Here is an 18,334-nt window from a genome sequence, read left to right on the forward strand (position 1 = left end):
CTGGCACCAGGCCCTATACGCGGGCGGCCTCGCGGTCCGGCTCCGCCGGCGTCGCCGGCTGCGACTCGTGGATGCCGTACCGGCCGTAGAAGCGGCCCAGCAGGCCCGGCGCCCACCAGTTCCAGCGGCCCAGCAGCCGCATCGTCGCCGGTACCAGCAGGGCCCGGACCAGCGTCGCGTCCACGATGATCGCCACGATCATGCCGATGCCGATGGTCTTGATGACCGTGACCCCGCCGGTGGCGAAGCCGGCCACGACCGTGATCAGCAGCAGCGCCGCGGCCGTGATGATGCCGCCGGTGTGCTGCAGCCCGGAGGCCACCGCGACCGGGTTGTCCCCGGTCCTGTCCCACTCCTCGCGCACCCGCGACAGCAGGAAGACCTCGTAGTCGGTGGCCAGGCCGAACAGCACGGCGAGCACGAGGATCATGTTGCTCGGCTCGATGTAACCGGTCGACTCGAACGCCAGCGGGCCCTCGAGGTGGCCGTCCTGGAAGATCCAGACGACCACGCCGAAGGACGCGCCGATCGAGACGAGGTTCATCAGCACCGCCTTGATCGGCAGCAGCACCGAGCCGAAGGCCAGGAAGAGCAGCAGGATCGTGGCCAGCGCCATGATCAGCGCCATCCAGGGCAGCCGGTCGGCGAGGCTCTCCAGCAGGTCGAGGTCGATCGCCGGCCGGCCGCCGACCAGCACTTCGGTGCCGGCGGGCGGGGTGAGGTCGCGGATGTCCGAGACGATGTCGCGCGACTCGCCCCGCGACAGCGTGCCGGGGTAGGTCACGGTGATCAGCGAGGAGGCGCCGCGCTCGGCGGTGACGGCGGCGCCGGTCACGTTCGGCAGTCCCGCGATCTGCCCGGCGAGGGCGTCGGCGGGCCCGCCGGTGACCAGCACGTTGATCGGGTTCTCCCCGCCGCCGGGGAAGTCCGTGTTCAGCCGCTCGCCGACGATGCGCGCCGGGGTGTCGGCGGGCAGCACCCGCTCGTCGAAGCCGCCGAACTCGACCCGCAGGAACGGCGCCGCGAAGGCGGCCAGCACGATCAGCACGCCGATGACGTACGGCGCCGGGCGGCGCATGACGCTGTGCGCGAGCCGCGCCCAGCCCGCGCCGGGCCGGGACCGCCGCGGCAGCGGGATGCGCAGCCGGTCGATCCGGTGGCCGAGCAGCGACAGCGCGGCGGGCAGCACGGTCAGCGCGGCGATCATCGCGACCAGCACGGCGGCCATGCCGCCGATGGCCATGCCGCCGAGGAAGGGCTGCGGGAAGATCAGCAGGCTGGAGAGCGCCAGGACGATGGTGAGGCCCGAGACCATGACCGTACGGCCGGCGGTCGCGACCGTGGTGCGGATCGCGGCGGGCACGTCCCGGCCGTTCGCCAGCTCCTCGCGGAAGCGGCTCACCACGAACAGCGAGTAGTCCACCGCCATGCCGAGGCCGAGCAGCGTGATCACGTTGATCGCGAAGACGGAGATGTCGGTCACGTAGGTCAGCGCGCGCACCGCCACGAACGCGCCGAGGATCGCGATGCCACCGATGACCAGCGGCGACAGGGCGGCGATGAGGCCGCGGAAGATCAGCACGAGCAGCACGAAGAGCACCGGAAGGGAGAAGATCTCCGCCCGGGTGATGTCCTCCTCGGTCTGGGTGTTGGCCTGGTCGGTGAAGGCGACGATGCCGCCGACCCGGGTGGTCAGCCCGGGCGCCGCGAGCTCGGGCTCGATCCGGTGGTAGGCCGCCACCTTGCCGTCCTCGTCCGTCGCGGCGAGGTAGACGGCCGCGTAGGTGGCCCGCTTGTCGTTGCTGACCAGGGCGGGCGGCGCGTTCTCGTCGGTGTACGCGGCCACCTGCGCGACCTCCGGGCGGGCCCGCAGGCCCTGGACCACGCCGGCGACCGCGGCGCGCGGGCCCGCGTCCGTCACCGGGACGGTGTCGCTGGACCAGAGCACCACCAGGTCGGGCTCGCCCCGGCCGAGCTGCTCCGCGACGGCCGCGGCGCGGTTGGACTCGCTGTCCGGGTCGTCGTAGCCGCCGCCGGTCAGCGCGCCGAAGACGCCGGCGCCCCAGGTCGCGCCCGCGACGACGACCGCGAGCCCGGCCGCGACCACCCACCAGCGCAGCCGGACGACCGCTGCGCCCCACCAGCCGAACATCTGTCTGCCTCCCGCGCGGAGGTTAGAGTCGCTTAGAATCCGACAATCATCGTGAACAGTGTTCACCTTCGCAAACGCCGTTCGCCCACGTCAACGGAGCCCGACTATGACGACCGCCACGCCCAGCCGCCGGGAACGGCTGCGCGCGGAGACCGTCTTCGAGGTCAAGGAGGCCGCCCGGCGCCTGCTCGTCGCCGGCGGGCCGACGGCCATCTCGCTGCGGGCCATCGCCCGCGACGTCGGCCTGACCGCGCCGGCGCTGTACCGGTACTTCGCCAGCCTCGACGCGCTGGTCCTGGCCGTCGTCACGGACCTCTTCGAGGACCTGCGCGCCGCCGTCGCGGCGGCCGCCGACCACCACGCCGACGCGGAGCCGCTGGTCCGGGTCGGCCACATGGTCCGGGAGTTCCGGCGCTGGTCGCTCGCCCACCCCGCCGAGTTCGCGCTGATGTTCGGCAGCCCGATACCCGGCGTCACCCGGATCGCGGCGCCGTGCGACCCGCTCAGCGACGCCGGCGCCCGCTTCGCCGAGACGTTCTTCACCACGCTGGGCGAGCACTTCGAGCGCCACCCGTTCGCCGGGGCCGCCCCGGACCTGCCCGAGGCCGCGCAGCGGGACCTCTTCGCCCCCTACCTGGACACGTTCGGCGAGCGCTTCCCGCTGCCGGTGATCTACCTCTTCGTGGCCGCCTGGACCCGCCTGTACGGAATCGTGGCGATGGAGGTCTTCGGGCACCTGCGCTGGGCGATGACGGACGTGGAGCCCCTGTTCGAGCTTGAATTGTCCCGCTCGGTGGGCCACCTGGCACGCTAGGCTCGGCCCCCATGAGGTCTCTGCCTGATCGCGCCGACGTGGTGATCATCGGGTCCGGCCACAACGGGCTGGTCTCCGCCGTGCTGCTGGCCCGCGCCGGCCTCGACGTCGTGATGCTGGAGGCCGCCGACGTCATCGGCGGCGCGACCCGCACCGAGCACCCGTTCCCCAAGGTGCCCGGCCTGGGCCACTCCACCGGCTCGTACCTGCTCGGCCTGATGCCGCCGGAGCTGCTGCGCACGCTGGACGTCGACATCCCGGTGCTGCGCCGCGACCCGCACTACTTCCTGCCGACGCCCGGCGGCCCCGGCTCGCCGTACCTGCTCTTCGGCACCGACCGCGAGGCCACCCGCGCCCAGTTCGAGCGGTTCTTCTCGCCGCGCGACATCGCGGCCGACGAGGCGCTGCAGGTCGAGATCGCGGCGCTGCGCGCCGACCTCGCGCCGGCCTGGCTGCAGGAGCCCGGATCCGTCGAGGCGATCGCCGACCGGCACATCCGCCCGCAGCTGCAGAGCACCTTCATCGATCTCGTACGCGGCTCCGTCGCCGACTACCTCGACCGGTTCGGCTTCAAGAGCGAGCTGCTGGTGAGCATGTACGCGGTGACCGACGGCCTCTCCGGGCTGAACGCCGGCCCCGACGACCCCGGCACGGGCCACAACTTCCTGGTGCACAACATGTGCCGGCTGCCCGGCTCGGACGGCACCTGGATGATCGCCGCCGGCGGCATGGGCACGGTGTCGAGCACGTTCGCCGCCGCCGCGCGCGCGGCCGGCGCGGAAATCTTCACCGGCACGCCGGTGACGGCGGTGACCGTGTCACAGGGCGCCGCGACCGGCGTCGTCCTCGCCGACGGGCGGGAGATCACCTCCCGGGTGGTGCTGGGCGCCTGCGACCCGTACCGGCTCATCAGCCTGGTGCCCGACGGCGCGCTGCCCGCCGCGCTGACCGACCGGATGGCGGCCGTGCGGCGGCCGGGCACGACCCTCAAGCTCAACCTCGCGCTCAGCGGGCTGCCGCGGTTCCCCTGCCTGCCCGAGGACGCCGCCTCGCCGTTCGGGTCGACCATCCACCTGCTGCCCGGCTCCGCGGGCCTGGCCGGGCTGGAGACGGACTCCCCGATGGCCGCGCTGCGGGCGATGTGGGCCGACGTGCAGGCGGGCCGCCTGCCGGCCGAGCCGACCATCGAGTGGTACCTGCACACCACGGTCGACCCGTCGCTGCAGGACCCGGCCGGCCACCACTCGTCGGCCCTGTTCGTCCAGTCGGTGCCGTACACGCTGGACGGCACGACCTGGGACGAGGCGCTGCCCGGCTACGCCGAGCGGCTGCTGGCCATCGTCGACCGCTACGCGCCGGGCACCTCGTCGCTGGTGGCGGACATGATGCCGCTGAGCCCGCCCGGGATCGAGCGGCACTTCGGCATCACCGGCGGCCACATCCACCACGTCGACAACACGGTCGCCTTCAACGAGCGGATGCCGTATTTCACCGGGCTGGACGGCCTCTATGCGGGGTCGGCCGGCGCCCACCCCGCCGGCAGCGTGATCGGCGCGGCGGGCCACAACGCGGCGCGGCGCATCTTGAAAGATCTTGGGGTTTAGGTCGCAACCACTTACGCAGGTCGCCCGGTCGGGGTGAGCGGTCTGGGCGCGCCAGCGCCCTGCTCGCCCCGGCCGGGCCCTCGGCGTGAGCGACGGTCCGTACCCACCACCCCGCTACGACACCGGGTTCTGCTCGGTCTTCGCCTTTTCGGCCCTGATCTTGTGGCCGACGCTGGTGAGACACTTCCCGCTGGGCAGGTCGAACTTCCAGCCGTGCAGCTGGCAGGTCAGGACGTTGCCGTCCACAATGCCGAACCTGCTCAGGTCCGCCTTCAGGTGCGGGCAGCGGCGCTGCACGGTCCAGCCGCCCAGCTCGATGTCCTCCGCGTCGACCGACCGCTCGTGCTCGTCGTACCAGCCCTCGGCGTACTGCAGCCGCTCCTCGGAGAGGCACTTGAAGAACGCGTAGACGAACTCGTTGTACTGGCCGATCCGGGCCGCGGAGAAGCGGCAGCTCAGGAACAGCGAGTTCACCCAGTCGCCCTCGTCGATGAAGATCAGGTGCTCGATCAGCTCGCGCTGGGTCTTGAAGCGGTAGCGGACCTTCTCGTCGGCGTAGGGGCGGACCTGCTTGCCCGGGAAATCCACGACGATCGACTCGATGGACTCGCCCTCGTAGCCGACCAGGTCGAAGCGGACCGGCCCGCCGACGCCCTTGGCCAGATAGATCGACTCCTCGAGCAGCGGCTCGATGCGCTTCTTGAGCTCGCCGAGCACGTCGATCTCGGGGTGCCGCCAGGACGCCTTCTCGGCGGCGATGATCGGCGCCTTGCGCTCGCGCATCTCCTCGAGGTGCTGCTTCTTGTTCGCGAAGAACCCGTCGACATCGGTCGGGTGGCTGGTCTCGATCGACGACGCCGTGAGCTCCGTGACGCTGCCCGGCAACAGGACCACGCCGTTGGTGCCGCCGACCTTCGCGTACTCGCTCATGAAGACCGACTGGTCCGGGAAGATGTTGCCCTCGTCGCCGAAGATGTCGTTGAACTGCCACAGCTCGTCGTCGAGGAAGCACGGCGGGCCGGCGATCGGGAAGACGTGGTCGGCCTTCAGGTCGTCGATGTAGCGCCAGGTGCGGTCGAACTGGCGGTCGCGCTTCTGCTTGCCGAACGCGGTCTTCGCCGACTGCGGCAGCTCGTAGACCATCGGGTACCAGATCGCGCCGGAGAACTGCAGCATGTGCGCGTGCACGTGGCCCAGCTCGGCGAAGGTCGACAGGTCCGTCGGGCGGGCGTCGTTCTGGTTCAGCACCCGTACGCCGTCGTGCTCCACCCACAGCGACGAGTCGCCGATCGGGCCGTCGGTCGGGCTGATCAGGGCCTGGATCATGACCTTGAGGCCGCCGTCGAGCTCGTGCACCTCGTCGCTCTTGGTCTTGAAGAAGCTGGTGAAGCCGAGCTCGCGCAGCTCGTCCTCGAGCTGGCTGGTCGGATACTCCGGCAGCAGCACCGTCGCCTTCTTGCTGACGAAGCGCTTCAGGTGCTCGGCGTCGAAGTGGTCCCGGTGCAGGTGCGACACGTAGAGGTAGTCGACGTCGCCGAGCGTCTCCCAGTCCAGCTGCGAATTGTCCGGGAACGGGAACCACGACGCGAAGTACGCCGGGTTGACCCACGGGTCGCACAGAATGCTGCCCGCGCCCGTGTCGATCCGCATGCTGGCGTGGCCAGTGCCCGTGATCCGCACCGCTTCGCTCCCTCGGTCCTGCTGTGTTCCGACGGAATCGAAGGTACCGGGTCAGGGTTGGTGGGCCGCGCGCGGAGCCGTCGTGCCAAAATGATCGGGTCGTACTCGCCGTCGCCGCAGGAGGATCCAGTCGTGGCTGAAGAGCCGGTTTACGCCCCCGACCAGCTCAAGCCGGGCAACCGCAAATGGGCCCGGATCGGCGCGCTGGGCACCGCGGCGATTCTGCTGCTGATGCTCTGGGGCAACCACGAGGGCAACACCGAGGACATCTGGCTCATCGGCACCGCCCTGCTGCTGGTCGGCGCCGTGGTCGCCGACGTGGTGCTGCGCCGCAACGGCCTCAAGCCCAACGACCAGTAACCGCGTACGCGAAAGGCCCGCCCCCGGCAACGGGTGCGGGCCTTTTCACGTGCTCAGCGCCGGCGCAGCAGGAGGTCCTTGACCTCGCGCAACGCGGCGTCGACCTCGGCCTCGAAGTAACCGCCGGGAACCAGCCCGAACTGCAGCGTGTCGAGCTCGTTCTCCGGAACCGGCATCGGGCCGCGGCCGGTCATGGCCTGCAGGATGCTCTCGAACAGCCGGTCGACCTGCACCGGGTCGTAACCGCTGCCGAAGCGGCGCGGCTGGAACGTGCGGCGCAGCTGGTCAACCCGGTAGAGCTCCGGGCTGCCGCCCATCGGCGGGCCACCCATCGGCGGGCCGCTCATCGGCGGCGCGCTCATCGGGGCCGGGCTGCCGTAGCCGCCGCGGTCGGGCATCCGCATCTCGGCGGTCATGTCGGCCTTGCCGTGCCGGCCCGGCTCGAACGCGTCGTAGGCGCCCGTGTCGTAGCCGGAGGGCCCCGGCGGCGGCTGCTGGGGCTGCTGACCGTAGCCGCCGCCCCCGCCGCCCTCGTAGCGGCCGTACGGGTCCGGAGCGGGCATCTGGGGCCGCTGCGGCAACTGCGGCTGCTGCCGCCCGTACGGATCCTCGCGGGCGTACTGGTCCTCCCGCCCGTACTGGTCCTCGCGGGCGAACTGGCGGTCGTCGCGCACCGGGGCGGGCAGGCGCTCGGTCGGCGGGGCCGAGCGGCCCAGCGCCTGGCTCATCCGGTCGGACTGCATGCCGCCGCGCATCGGCTCCGGCTGCATCCGCTCGGGGGCCATCCGGCTGTCGGGGCCGCCGCGCCCGCCACGGTCCTCGAACTCGGCCAGCTGGCGCTCCACCCGGTCCAGGTGCAGGTCGACCTGCCACTCGTCGTAGCCGCCGAAGCGCACGCGGAACACCACGTCGTGCACCTCCTGGGCACCGACGGGAGCGCCGGACTGCTCGCCGGCCAGGGTCGCCTCGACCCGGTCCAGGAAAGCGTCGACCTCGTCGACCTTGTATCCGCGGCGCAGCGCGCGCCGCCGGAAACGCTGTCCCTGACTCGTCACAACGTCTCCCAAATCAGCGTCCGCAGGGACTTAAGCCCCGTCATCGTTCCACCTCCGCGTCGGCGGTGGCGCCCCCAGCGTCCACCACCGTCAGCTCACTCGCGGCCAATTGGCCGCACGCACCGTCGATCTCCCGCCCGCGGGTATCCCGGACGGTCGTCGCCACTCCCGCCTCGCGCAGCCGACGGACGAACTCCCGCTCGGCCGGCTTGGGGCTGGCGTCCCACCTGCTACCCGGCGTCGGGTTGAGTGGGATGAGATTCACATGCGCCAGCTTGCCGTGCAACAGCCTGCCGAGCAGGTCGGCACGCCAGGGCTGATCGTTTACGTCCCTGATCAGGGCGTATTCGATGGAGATCCGACGACCGGTCTGCGCCGCGTAGTCGAACGCGGCATCGAGCACCTCGGCCACCTTCCAACGCTGGTTGACGGGCACTAGCTCATCGCGCAGATCATCATCGGGGGCGTGCAGTGACAGCGCAAGAGTCACAGACAGCTCTTCGGCGATCAATCGCCGCATTGCCGGTACGAGACCCACGGTCGAGACCGTGATGTGCCGTTGTGAGAGGCCTAGTCCCTCCGGTGCGGGTGCGACCAGACGGCGCACGGCCTGGATCACCCGGGGGTAGTTGGCCAGCGGCTCGCCCATGCCCATGAACACGACCCGGGACAGCCGCGGCGGCGAGCCGGTGACCGCGCCCGAGGCGGCGACGCCGGCCAGATAGACGACCTGGTCGACGATCTCGGCGACCGAGAGGTTGCGGGTCAGCCCGGCCTGGCCGGTCGCGCAGAACGGGCAGGCCATGCCGCAGCCCGCCTGGCTGGACACACAGGCGGTGATGCGGTCGGGGTAGCCCATCAGGACGCTCTCGACCATCGCGTTGTCGTGCAGCCGCCACAGCGTCTTACGCGTGGCGCCGTCGTCGCAGGCCATCTCGCGCTGCGGGGTGAGCAGCGTGGGCAGCAGGTCGTCGGTGAGCTTGGCGCGCGACGCGGCCGGCAGGTCCGTCATCTCGGCGGGGTCGCGCACCAGCCGCCCGAAATAGTGGGTGGAGAGCTGCTTGGCCCGGAACGCGGGCTCGCCGAGGCCGGTGACGGCCGCGCGGCGTCCGGCCAGGTCCAGGTCCGCGAGATGGCGTGGGGGCATTGCGGGGCGGCTGCGGTTGACCACCACGTCGGGGGTGTCCGGGCTGGTCGGGATGAGCGGAAGAATCGTCATGGCTTCTCCAGTCTCCCACGTCGCGCGCGCATGCCTACCCCGGCGGCGCGATGAGCGAGAGCAGCAGGAACGCCGTCGGCACCGCGAAGAGGATCGAATCGAGCCGGTCCATCAGCCCGCCGTGCCCGGGCAGCAGGTTGCTCATGTCCTTGATCCCGATGTCGCGCTTGAGCATCGACTCGGCCAGATCGCCGAGCACGGCCACGCCCGCGATCACCGCGCCGAACAGCAGACCCCAGTAGAACGGGACATCGAGCAGGAAGTACGCGAGCAGCGAGCTGCCCACGGCCGCGGCCGCGACCGAGCCGCCGAAGCCCTCCCAGGACTTCTTCGGGCTGATCGTCGGAGCCATCGGGTGCTTGCCGAGGAAGACGCCGGCCGCGTAGCCGCCGGTGTCGGAGAACACCACGGCGAGCAGCGCGATGAAGACCCGCTCGGGGCCGTCCTCGGGCCGCGCCAGCAGCACGCCGAAGCTCAGCAGGAACGGCACGTACACGGCGATCAGGAAGGCCGCCGCGACGTCCCGTTTCAGGTCGGCGACGCCGTCGGCCAGGCGCCACAGGACCGCGGCGAGGACCGTGACCAGCAGGCCGAGCTCGAGGGCGTCGGTGCTGCCGTACCAGGCGACGCCCGTCATCAGCAGGCCGCCGGCGAGCAGCGGGATCAGCGGCGGCCGGGCGCCGGTGGCACGCAGCGCCCGCGCCATCTCCCAGATGCCACCGCAGGTGGCCAGGGCGATCACGCCGAGGAAGGCCGGCTTCCAGAGGAACAGCGAGGCCAGGACGACCAGGACCAGGCCGGTGCCGACCCCGATCGCGGCGGGCAGGTTACGACCGGCCCGGCCGGACTGGTTGGCCGGCGGCTTGACCGGGGGCTTGCCGTCGCGTCCGGCCCGGCGCCGGCCCGGCCCGCGGGGACGTTCCGCCTCAGTCAACTCCCACTCCGCCTGCGAGGTCGAGGTGGCGGCGGTGGGTGCGGCCCAGGGCGGCCCGGACGGCTGCGGTGGGCCGGGCGCGAACGCGTCCCAGTTCGGACCGGTGTCGGCTGCCCGCTGGGCTTCCTCCCGGCGCCGGTAGGCCGCGTACGGGTCGGGCTCCTCGGCGGGCACGCCGGAGACATACGGGGCCGGGGCGCCGGATTGCCCGGGCGCCCGGCCGCCGGAAGGGTGTTGCCCACCGCGGGGCTCGAGGTACGACATCAGACCTCGAGCAGCTCAGCTTCCTTGTTCTTGACCAGCTCGTCGACCACCGTGACGTACCGGTGCGTGACGTCGTCGAGCTCCTTCTCGGCGCGGCGGCCGTCGTCCTCGCCGGCCTCACCGTCCTTGACGAAGCGGTCGAGCTGCTCCTTGGCCTTGCGGCGCACGTTGCGGATCGCGACGCGGCCCTCCTCGGCCTTGGTCCGGGCCACCTTGATCATTTCGCGGCGCCGCTCCTCCGTCATCTGCGGGAGGTGGATGCGCAGCTGGGTGCCCTCGTTGTTGGGGTTGACGCCGAGGTCCGAGTCGCGGATGGCGCGCTCGATCGGGCCGAGCTGCGACGCGTCGTAAGGCTTGACGATCACCATGCGGGGCTCCGGCACACCGACCGAGGCCATCTGGGTCACCGGGGTCGGAGCGCCGTAGTAGTCGACAACGATCTTGGAGAACATCGCCGGCGTGGCACGTCCCGTACGGATCGCGGCGAACTCCTCCTTGGCGTGCTCGACCGCGCTCTCCATCTTCTCTTCGGCCTCGAAGAGGGTCTCGTCGATCACCGCTGTCCGCCTCCTTGATCCTTCTGGTCGTCGCAAAAAATGTGGGTGGAGCGGATCACGTGGTGATCAGGGTGCCGATCTTCTCACCGCTGACGGCACGGACGATCGTGTCGTCGCCCTGCGCGCCGAAGACCAGCATCGGCAGCCCGTTCTCCTCGCAGAGGCTGAACGCGGCCTGGTCGGCCACCCGCAGGCCCTGCTGGAGCACGCTGGCGAAGGTGATGTGGTCGATCTTGCGCGCATCCGGGTCGGTACGTGGGTCGGCAGTGTAGACCCCATCGACGCCGTTCTTGCTCATCAGCACCAGATCGGCATGAATCTCCAGCGCGCGCTGCGCCGTGACCGTGTCCGTGGAGAAGTACGGCATGCCGGCGCCGGCGCCGAAGATCACGACGCGGCCCTTCTCGAGGTGCCGGATGGCGCGCAGCGGGATGTACGGCTCCGCGACCTGGGCCATCGTGATCGCGGTCTGCACCCGCGTCTCGATGCCCTCCTTCTCGAGGAAGTCCTGCAGGGCGAGGCAGTTCATGACCGTGCCGAGCATGCCCATGTAGTCGGCCCGGTTGCGGTCCATGCCGCGCTTCTGCAGCTCGGCGCCGCGGAAGAAGTTGCCGCCGCCGACGACGACGGCGATCTGCACGCCGCGCCGGGTGGCCGTGGCGATCTGCCGGGCGAGGCCCTGCACCACGTCGGGGTCGACGCCGACCGCGCCACCGCCGAAGACCTCACCGGAGAGCTTCAGCACGACCCGGCGGGGCCGCTCGGAACGTGGCGCCGCAGCCTCGTCGACCACGACAGTCTGCTCGGTCACCATCGTCATGCCGGTCCGCCCTTTCCTTCGCTAATCCGAGACCCTATGTGACGGGGAGGCCGGGCGCTTGTCTCGCGTCCCGGCCTCCCGCGCAGTGCGCTGTGCCTGGATTACTCCTGGCCGACCTCGAAGCGGACGAAGCGGGTGACCTCGATGCCGGACTCGGCGGTCACCTGCTTGACCGTCTTCTTGTTGTCGGTGACCGAGGCCTGCTCCAGCAGGACGAAGTCCTTGAAGAAGGAGTTCACCCGGCCCTCGACGATCTTGGACAGAGCCTGCTCGGGCTTGCCCTCCTCGCGTGCGGTCTGCTCGGCGATGCGGCGCTCCGCCTCGACGGTCTCGGCGGGCACCTCCTCGCGGGTGAGGAACTTCGGCCGCATGGCGGTGATCTGCATGCCGACCGCGCGGGCGTCGTCGGCGCCGGCCTCGTCGGTCTTGCCGGTGAACTGCACCAGGACACCGACCTGCGGCGGCAGGTCCTGCGCCTTGCGGTGCAGGTAGACCGCGACGGTGCCGTCGAGGTGGGCGAACCGGTTGACGACGATCTTCTCGCCGATCTTGGCGGAGAACTCCTGCACCAGGTCGGCGACCGAGCGCCCGTCGGCGAGCGTGGACGCGGAGATCGCGGCGGCGTCGGCGAGCTTGTTCTGCTCGCCGTGCTCGACCAGCGTCTGCGCCAGCGCGACGAAGTCCGGGGTCTTGGCGACGAAGTCGGTCTCGCAGTTGAGCTCGAGCAGCGCGCTGCCGGAGTGGCTGACGATGCCGTTGGCGGCCGTGCGGCCGGCCCGCTTGCCGACGTCCTTGACGCCCTTGATGCGCAGGAACTCGACGGCCTTGTCGAATTCGCCGCCCGACTCCTCGAGCGCCTTCTTGCAGTCCATCATGCCGGCGCCGGTGAGGTCGCGGAGCTTCTTCACATCCGCGGCGGTGTAGTTGGCCATGACTCTCTCTCGATGCTTTGAGGTCCGGTATCGGGAGGGGCCGGCCGCCCGCAGAGGCGGCCGGCTTCCTCAGGAATTACTCCGCGGCGGCAGCGACCGGCTCGGCGGCGACCGGCTCGGCGGCGACCGGCTCGGCGGCCGGGGCGGCGGGCTCGGCGTCGGCGGCCTTCTTGTCGGCGCCCTCGTAGAGGTCGCGCTCCCACTCGGGCAGCGGCTCGCCGGCGGCGACGGTGCCCGGCTCGGGCTTGTCGTCGGCGTTGCCGCGGTTGCGGCCGGAGCGCTTGATCAGACCGTCCGCGACGGCGGCCGCGATGACCTTGGTCAGCAGCTCGGCCGAGCGGATCGCGTCGTCGTTGCCCGGGATCGGGAAGTCGACCTCGTCCGGGTCGCAGTTGGTGTCGAGCACCGCGATGACCGGAATGCCCAGCTTACGGGCCTCGTCGACCGCGATGTGCTCCTTCTTGGTGTCGACGACCCAGATCGCCGACGGCACCTTCGTCATGTCCCGCAGACCACCGAGGGTCTTGGTGAGCTTGGTCTGCTCACGGAACAGCTGAAGGGTCTCCTTCTTGGTGTAGCCGGCGGCGGTACCGGTGAGGTCACCGATCGCCTCGAGCTCCTTCATGCGCTGGAGCCGCTTGTACACCGTCTGGAAGTTGGTGAGCATGCCGCCCAGCCAGCGGTGGTTGACGTACGGCTGGCCGACGCGGGTCGCCTGCTCGGCGATCGCCTCCTGGGCCTGCTTCTTGGTGCCGACGAAGAGGATGTGGCCACCCTCGGCGACGGTGTCGCGGACGTACGCGTAGGCCTTCTCGATGTAGTCGAGGGTCTGGCGCAGGTCGATGATGTAGATACCGTTGCGCTCGGTGAAGATGAAGCGCTTCATCTTCGGGTTCCAGCGCCGGGTCTGGTGCCCGAAGTGGACACCGCTCTCCAGCAGCTGACGCATGGTCACGACGGCCATGGTGAATTGCTCCCTGTTTTCCCTGGTTGTCACGCTCACCGGCGGTGGGCGTCCTGGCGCCCGGTCGCCGGCCCTGATGGCGCCCGAAGAGATCGGGACCAGGGAAGGCCGTCGCTGACGGCTCGTTGCCAAGCCGGCTGGACCGGCCTGACGGGCTCGTGCAGAGGGCGCGCGAGGTCGACCGCGCAGGGCGGTCGCCGTCGACAAGCATACGCCGTTCGGCGAACGGCCCGCTGCCGGGGCGTTGGTCCGCCGGCCGGAGCCTGCGCGAGGCGTCAGGCCACGCTCAGACCGGCGGCGATCAGCAGGACCAGACCGATCGGCAGGTAGGCGAGCGGCGGGCGCAGCCAGGCGTCGCGGCCGGCCGTCCGGCCGCCGGCCAGCGCGTACAGGCCGATGCCGGTGAGCGGCAGGCCGAGGGTCAGCAGCACCGCGGGCACGATGCCCCGGGCGGTCGGCTCGTCGGCGAACGTGGCACGCATGAGCAGCATGACGGCGGGTACCGACAGGACGGCGACGACCACCGCGAGCACCAGGGCGGAAACCGGGCGGCGCCCGCCGTACACACTCTCCGCCGGCGCCGGGCGGCCGGGGCCGCCGGCCATCGGCACCATGCTGGTCGGCTCGTTGTAGGCCGCCGCCGGCGGGCTCTCCGGCACCGCACCCGCACCGTAAGTGGTGGCCGCCGGAGGCTCGGTCGCACCGCCCGGCCGCACGGTCGGGTACTCGGGCCCACGCACCGGGAGCCGGATCGAGCCCGACTCGGCGGGCGACAGGGAGTGGCTGCCCGTCGTCGCCGGGTCGGCGGCCCCGTAGTACGGGTCCGCGGGCCGCTGTTCCGGCAACCGGTACGCGCTACTGGGGCGCTCGTAGACGCCCGAGTCGTACGCGCTGGCCTCCGCGGCGCCAGGCGGTCGCTGCCCCGTGTACCAGCTGGGTTCCGGCTCTTCGGCGTAGCGGCGATGTCCTTCCACGATTTTGCACCGTAGGTGACGAGACGGCCGGATGCCACCGCTGGCGCCTTATCACATGCGCCAGGTCACCCTACGGTTATCCACAATCGCGCTCCGTCCACAACCGGAGCCCCTTCCCCGCGCCCAGCCCCGCCGAAACACGCGACCGTCCCCGTTCATGACAACGGAGCGGAAGGCGGTCGGCGCCTACGGCGAGCGCACGGCCGAGCGATACCTGCGCGCACAGGGCCTGGTGGTGCTCGCCCGCAACTGGCGGCGCCCGGAGGGCGAGGTCGACCTGATCCTCCGCGACGGCGACGACGTGGTGTTCTGCGAGGTCAAGACCCGGCGCGGCGACCACTTCGGCACCCCGGCGGAGGCGATCGGCCCGGCCAAGGTCCGCCGCCTGCGCCGGCTCGCCGCCCGATGGCTGGCGGAGACCTCGATACGCCCGCACGAGATCCGCTTCGACGTGGTGGCGGTGCTGCCGCAGCGGCGCGGGGCGACCGTGGTCGAACACGTGCGGGCGGCGTTCTAGGTGAGCTACGCACGCGTGCTGTGCGTCGGCCTGGTCGGCCTCGCCGGCCACCTGATCGAGGTCGAGGCCGACCTGTCGCCGGGCCTGCCCGCGGTGGTGCTGACCGGCCTGCCGGACACCGCGCTGCACGAGGCGAGGGACCGGGTCCGCGCCGCCGTGGTGAACTCGGGCCAGACCTGGCCCAACCGCCGCATCACGGTGAACCTGCTGCCGGCCGCCCTGCCGAAACACGGCAGCGCGTTCGACCTGGCGATCGCGTGCGCGCTGCTGGCCGGCGCCGGCGAGCTGCCGACGGCACCGCTCGCCGGCGTGGTCCTCCTGGGCGAGCTGGGCCTCGACGGTGCGGTGCGCCCGATCCGCGGGGTACTGCCGATGGTCGCGGCGGCCGCCCGGGCCGGGACCACCCAGGTGATCGTCCCGCTCGGCAACGCCCGCGAGGCGACGGTGGTGCCCGGCGTTACCGTGCGGGCGGTCGACTCGCTGCACCGGCTGGTCGCGTACGTCCGCGGCGAGGACCGCCTGCTGGACCCGCCACCGCCCGAGCCCGAGCCGCAGACACCCGGCCCCGACCTGGCCGACCTGGCCGGACAGGAACTCGGCCGGTACGCCCTCGAGGTCGCCGCGGCCGGCGGCCACCACCTGGCGATGCTGGGCCCACCGGGCGCGGGCAAGACGATGCTGGCCGAACGCCTGCCGTCGATCCTGCCGCCGCTGGACGACACGTCGGCGCTCGAGGTGACGGCGCTGCACTCGATCGCGGGCCTCCTGCCCCACGACGGCCGGCTGGTGCGCCGGCCACCGTTCCAGGCGCCGCACCACAGCGCGAGCCTGGCGGCCCTGGTCGGCGGCGGCTCGGGCCTGGCCCGCCCGGGCGCACTGTCCCTGGCCCACCGCGGCGTCCTGTTCCTCGACGAGGCGCCGGAGTTCGCGAACGCGGCGCTGCAGGCGCTCCGCCAGCCGCTGGAGAGCGGACGGGTGCTGCTGGCCCGGGCCCGCGGCAACACCGAATACCCGGCCCGGGTCCAGCTGGTCCTGGCCGCGAACCCGTGCCCGTGCGCCACCCCGGCAGGCGACCAGTGGTGCGAATGCACGGCGACGGCCCGCCGGCGCTACCTCGGCAAGCTGTCGGGCCCACTGCTCGACCGGATCGACATCCAGATCCGAATCCAGCCTGTGAGCGCCGCCGTCCTGATGACAGCCGCGACCCCGACCGAGAACTCCGCGACGGTCGCGGCCCGCGTGGCCCAGGCCCGCGCGGCGGCGGCAGCCCGCTGGTCGGCGGGCGGCTGGCGGGTCAACGCGGAGGTCCCGGGCCCGCGCCTGCGACAGCCACCGTGACGCCTGCCGGCCAGAAACACGGTGGCGCTGCGCGCGGGCCTGGACCGCGGCGCCCTGTCGGCACGGGGATTCGACCGGATCCTGCGGCTGGCCTGGTCGATCGCGGACCTGGACGGACGGGAACGACCGTCGGGGCCGGATGTGGACGAGGCGGCCCAACTACGAATGGGAGAGGCACATGACCGGACAGACCAAGCTTCCTGAAACCCGCCCAGCAACCCCCAACCCGCCCTACGCCCTCATCACCCCGCCCACCCGCCGCCCATCCACTTCCTCACCAGCCGTCCACAGGACGACCTACCCCCCGCCCGCCTTCCACCGGCTGTCCTTCGCCGCAGTCGCCTCCCACCACACGGCCCTCAAATCACCCGCCTTCTACCGGCGACCCTCCCCTCCAGCCGCCTTCCACCGGGCGCCCCAAACCCCGGCCGCCTCGCACCGGATGGCGGTCTCCCCAGCTGACTCCCGCCGCAGGACCCTCCTCTCGCCCGCCACCCACCGGCGCTCCTTCCCCACACCCGCCTCCCACCAGGCGGTCCACTTGCCAACCGCCGTCCACCAGAGGACCCAATCCCCCACCTCCTCCCACCAGACGGCCCACCCCTCACCCGCCTTCCACCCGCCACACCACCCACCCACCACCTCCCACCAGGCGATCCACTCGTCCACTCCCCACCGGCGGCCCTCACCCGGCTCCCGCCAGACGGTCCTGCGCGCGACGGACCGTGCTTCATCGGCCCGCGAACTGGTAGGCCGCCCTTCCCCGGAATCCGACTCGGCGGACCTGCGCGGGTGGGCGCCATGAGCGGGTCTGCGGGTGGTGACGGTGCGGACCGGATGGCTCGGGTGGCGTTGACCTGCCTCGCCGAACCCGGCAACCGCGCGGTATGGCAACTGGTGCAGGCGGACGGCGCCGAAGCGACGCTGGAGCGACTGTTGCGGGGCGACATCGGTGAGCCGGCGCTGCGCGCGGCCGTGATCTCCCGAGCCGCCGCTGCCGACCCGCGGCGCCAGGCCGAAGCCGCCCTGCGGCACGGGGAACGTCTCGGCGCAAGGGTCGTCGTGCCGACGGATCCCGAGTGGCCCACCACCGTGAACGCCCTCGCCACCCTCGAACTGGAGGGCGGCGGGCGGGTGAACCGGGACGTCCGCCCGCCACTGTGCCTCTGGGTCCGCGGCGGCTGGGCGCTGGACCAGGCGTTCGCCCGCTCCGTCGCGGTGGTGGGTGCCCGCGCGGCGACGAACTACGGGACCCACGTGACCAACGATCTGGGGTTCGGGCTGGCGGAGCGCGAATGGACGGTGGTGTCGGGCGGAGCGTTCGGCATCGACGCGACGGCGCACCGGGCCGCGCTCTCGGCCGGCGGGCTCACGGTGGCGATCCTGGCCTGCGGGGTCGACCGGCCCTACCCGATGGGGAACACGGCGATGTTCGAACAGATCGCGGACAGCGGGGTGCTGATGAGCGAGTGGCCGCCGGGCGCGGAACCGCTGCGGCACAGATTCCTGATCCGCAACCGGGTAATCGCCGCCGCGACCGCGGGAACGGTGATCGTCGAGGCCGCCGCCCGCAGCGGCGCCGTGCAGACGATGGGCAGAACGATCGCCCTCAACCGGCGCGCGATGGTGGTGCCGGGCCCGGTCACCTCCGCGATGTCGGTCGGCTGCCACGAGCTGCTCCGCAAGCATCCGGAGGTCACGGTCGTCACCGGGTTGCCACACGTACTGGACGAGATCGGAAAGATCGGTGAGTACCTGGCCGAGGTGCCGCGCGGCCGAGACCGGCCGCACGACGGCCTGGACGAGGAGTCTGCGCTGGTGCTGGAGGCGATGCCCCGGCGCGGCACCGCCGAGCCGCAGGAGCTCGCGGCGAAGGCGGGCTTAGGCCTGCGCACGGTCCTGCGCCGCCTGTCCCTCTTGGAGATGGCCGGCCTGGTGGTACGCCGGAGCAACGGGGTGGCGCTGGCACGGTCACCGAGATGACGGCAGACGTCCAGGATCGGGCGGCGACCCAGATTCACTGCCGGGGTAGCCCAGAGCGGAAGCCGGGCGCGGAAGCCGGGCGCGGAAGCCGGGCGCGGAAGCCGGGCGCGGAAGCCGGGCGCGGAAGCCGGGCGCGGAAGCCGGGCGCGGAAGCCGGGCGCGGACGC

General features: G+C 71.9%; 15 protein-coding genes and 1 pseudogene. 6 read left to right on the plus strand and 10 right to left on the minus strand.

Going from position 1 to position 18,334, the window contains the following annotated elements:
* Positions 1-13: 13 nt before the first annotated feature.
* Positions 14-2,152 carry an MMPL family transporter gene (locus tag ACIBSW_RS01440; protein ID WP_354719506.1) on the minus strand — a complete coding sequence of 713 codons (2,139 nt, stop codon included), beginning with the start codon at positions 2,150-2,152 and terminating at the stop codon, positions 14-16.
* A 106-nt stretch (positions 2,153-2,258) separates the two neighbouring features.
* On the opposite strand from ACIBSW_RS01440, the gene ACIBSW_RS01445 reads away from it, so the two are divergent.
* The gene (locus ACIBSW_RS01445) at positions 2,259-2,966 is read left to right on the plus strand and encodes a TetR/AcrR family transcriptional regulator (protein WP_354719508.1); all 708 of its coding nucleotides are present in this window, start codon (positions 2,259-2,261) and stop codon (positions 2,964-2,966) included.
* An 11-nt stretch (positions 2,967-2,977) separates the two neighbouring features.
* On the plus strand, positions 2,978-4,570 hold the full coding sequence (locus ACIBSW_RS01450; protein WP_354719510.1) for an NAD(P)/FAD-dependent oxidoreductase: 1,593 nt from the start codon (positions 2,978-2,980) through the stop codon (positions 4,568-4,570).
* Between the two features lie 114 nt (positions 4,571-4,684).
* Here the strand turns inward: ACIBSW_RS01450 and ACIBSW_RS01455 are convergent, their stop codons facing one another.
* The gene (locus ACIBSW_RS01455; protein WP_354719512.1) at positions 4,685-6,250 is read right to left on the minus strand and encodes a Rieske 2Fe-2S domain-containing protein; all 1,566 of its coding nucleotides are present in this window, start codon (positions 6,248-6,250) and stop codon (positions 4,685-4,687) included.
* A 132-nt stretch (positions 6,251-6,382) separates the two neighbouring features.
* Here ACIBSW_RS01455 and ACIBSW_RS01460 point away from each other — a divergent pair, with 132 nt between their 5' ends.
* Positions 6,383-6,610 carry a DUF2631 domain-containing protein gene (locus ACIBSW_RS01460; RefSeq protein WP_404799187.1) on the plus strand — a complete coding sequence of 76 codons (228 nt, stop codon included), beginning with the start codon at positions 6,383-6,385 and terminating at the stop codon, positions 6,608-6,610.
* 53 nt (positions 6,611-6,663) lie between these two features.
* Here the strand turns inward: ACIBSW_RS01460 and ACIBSW_RS01465 are convergent, their stop codons facing one another.
* The 8 genes from ACIBSW_RS01465 to ACIBSW_RS01500 form a co-directional block, all read right to left on the minus strand.
* The gene (locus ACIBSW_RS01465; RefSeq protein WP_354719515.1) at positions 6,664-7,665 is read right to left on the minus strand and encodes a DivIVA domain-containing protein; all 1,002 of its coding nucleotides are present in this window, start codon (positions 7,663-7,665) and stop codon (positions 6,664-6,666) included.
* Between the two features lie 40 nt (positions 7,666-7,705).
* Entirely contained in the window at positions 7,706-8,884 is a 1,179-nt protein-coding gene (gene rlmN, locus ACIBSW_RS01470; RefSeq protein WP_354719516.1) for a 23S rRNA (adenine(2503)-C(2))-methyltransferase RlmN, read from the minus strand.
* 34 nt (positions 8,885-8,918) lie between these two features.
* Entirely contained in the window at positions 8,919-9,992 is a 1,074-nt protein-coding gene (locus ACIBSW_RS01475) for a phosphatidate cytidylyltransferase (RefSeq protein ID WP_354719518.1), read from the minus strand.
* Between the two features lie 89 nt (positions 9,993-10,081).
* Positions 10,082-10,639 carry a ribosome recycling factor gene (frr, locus tag ACIBSW_RS01480; RefSeq protein ID WP_354719520.1) on the minus strand — a complete coding sequence of 186 codons (558 nt, stop codon included), beginning with the start codon at positions 10,637-10,639 and terminating at the stop codon, positions 10,082-10,084.
* Positions 10,640-10,694: 55 nt separating this feature from the next.
* The gene (gene pyrH / locus ACIBSW_RS01485; protein WP_354719522.1) at positions 10,695-11,459 is read right to left on the minus strand and encodes a UMP kinase; all 765 of its coding nucleotides are present in this window, start codon (positions 11,457-11,459) and stop codon (positions 10,695-10,697) included.
* A gap of 101 nt (positions 11,460-11,560) precedes the next feature.
* Positions 11,561-12,391: a translation elongation factor Ts gene (gene tsf, locus ACIBSW_RS01490; protein ID WP_354719524.1), complete on the minus strand. Its 831-nt coding sequence runs from the start codon at positions 12,389-12,391 to the stop codon at positions 11,561-11,563.
* Positions 12,392-12,467: 76 nt separating this feature from the next.
* Positions 12,468-13,355 carry a 30S ribosomal protein S2 gene (gene rpsB / locus ACIBSW_RS01495; RefSeq protein WP_354719526.1) on the minus strand — a complete coding sequence of 296 codons (888 nt, stop codon included), beginning with the start codon at positions 13,353-13,355 and terminating at the stop codon, positions 12,468-12,470.
* Between the two features lie 275 nt (positions 13,356-13,630).
* Positions 13,631-14,329 (minus strand): hypothetical protein, encoded by a 699-nt coding sequence (locus ACIBSW_RS01500; RefSeq protein ID WP_354719527.1) that lies wholly within the window; start codon positions 14,327-14,329, stop codon positions 13,631-13,633.
* Between the two features lie 157 nt (positions 14,330-14,486).
* On the opposite strand from ACIBSW_RS01500, the gene ACIBSW_RS01505 reads away from it, so the two are divergent.
* From ACIBSW_RS01505 to ACIBSW_RS01515, 3 genes and pseudogenes are all read left to right on the plus strand, one after another.
* Positions 14,487-14,846, plus strand: coding sequence for a YraN family protein (locus ACIBSW_RS01505; RefSeq protein WP_354719529.1), 360 nt, complete (start codon positions 14,487-14,489; stop codon positions 14,844-14,846).
* Positions 14,847-16,388 (plus strand): annotated as a pseudogene (locus ACIBSW_RS01510) (YifB family Mg chelatase-like AAA ATPase). It begins immediately after the preceding gene.
* 597 nt (positions 16,389-16,985) lie between these two features.
* A complete protein-coding gene (locus tag ACIBSW_RS01515; protein WP_354719531.1) occupies positions 16,986-18,167 on the plus strand; it encodes a DNA-protecting protein DprA in 1,182 nt (393 codons plus the stop codon).
* Positions 18,168-18,334: the final 167 nt, after the last annotated feature.

It is taken from the genome of Actinoplanes sp. NPDC049668, from assembly GCF_044465445.1.
Lineage (GTDB): Bacteria > Actinomycetota > Actinomycetes > Mycobacteriales > Micromonosporaceae > Actinoplanes.

Coding starts and splice junctions, on each gene's coding strand:
- ACIBSW_RS01440 (WP_354719506.1), bottom strand. CDS start 2,152: ATGTTCGGCTGGTGGGGCGCAGCGGTCGTCCGGCTGCGCTGGTGGGTG.
- ACIBSW_RS01445 (WP_354719508.1), top strand. CDS start 2,259: ATGACGACCGCCACGCCCAGCCGCCGGGAACGGCTGCGCGCGGAGACC.
- ACIBSW_RS01450 (WP_354719510.1), top strand. CDS start 2,978: ATGAGGTCTCTGCCTGATCGCGCCGACGTGGTGATCATCGGGTCCGGC.
- rlmN (WP_354719516.1), bottom strand. CDS start 8,884: ATGACGATTCTTCCGCTCATCCCGACCAGCCCGGACACCCCCGACGTG.
- pyrH (WP_354719522.1), bottom strand. CDS start 11,459: ATGACGATGGTGACCGAGCAGACTGTCGTGGTCGACGAGGCTGCGGCG.
- tsf (WP_354719524.1), bottom strand. CDS start 12,391: ATGGCCAACTACACCGCCGCGGATGTGAAGAAGCTCCGCGACCTCACC.
- rpsB (WP_354719526.1), bottom strand. CDS start 13,355: ATGGCCGTCGTGACCATGCGTCAGCTGCTGGAGAGCGGTGTCCACTTC.
- ACIBSW_RS01505 (WP_354719529.1), top strand. CDS start 14,487: ATGACAACGGAGCGGAAGGCGGTCGGCGCCTACGGCGAGCGCACGGCC.
- ACIBSW_RS01515 (WP_354719531.1), top strand. CDS start 16,986: ATGAGCGGGTCTGCGGGTGGTGACGGTGCGGACCGGATGGCTCGGGTG.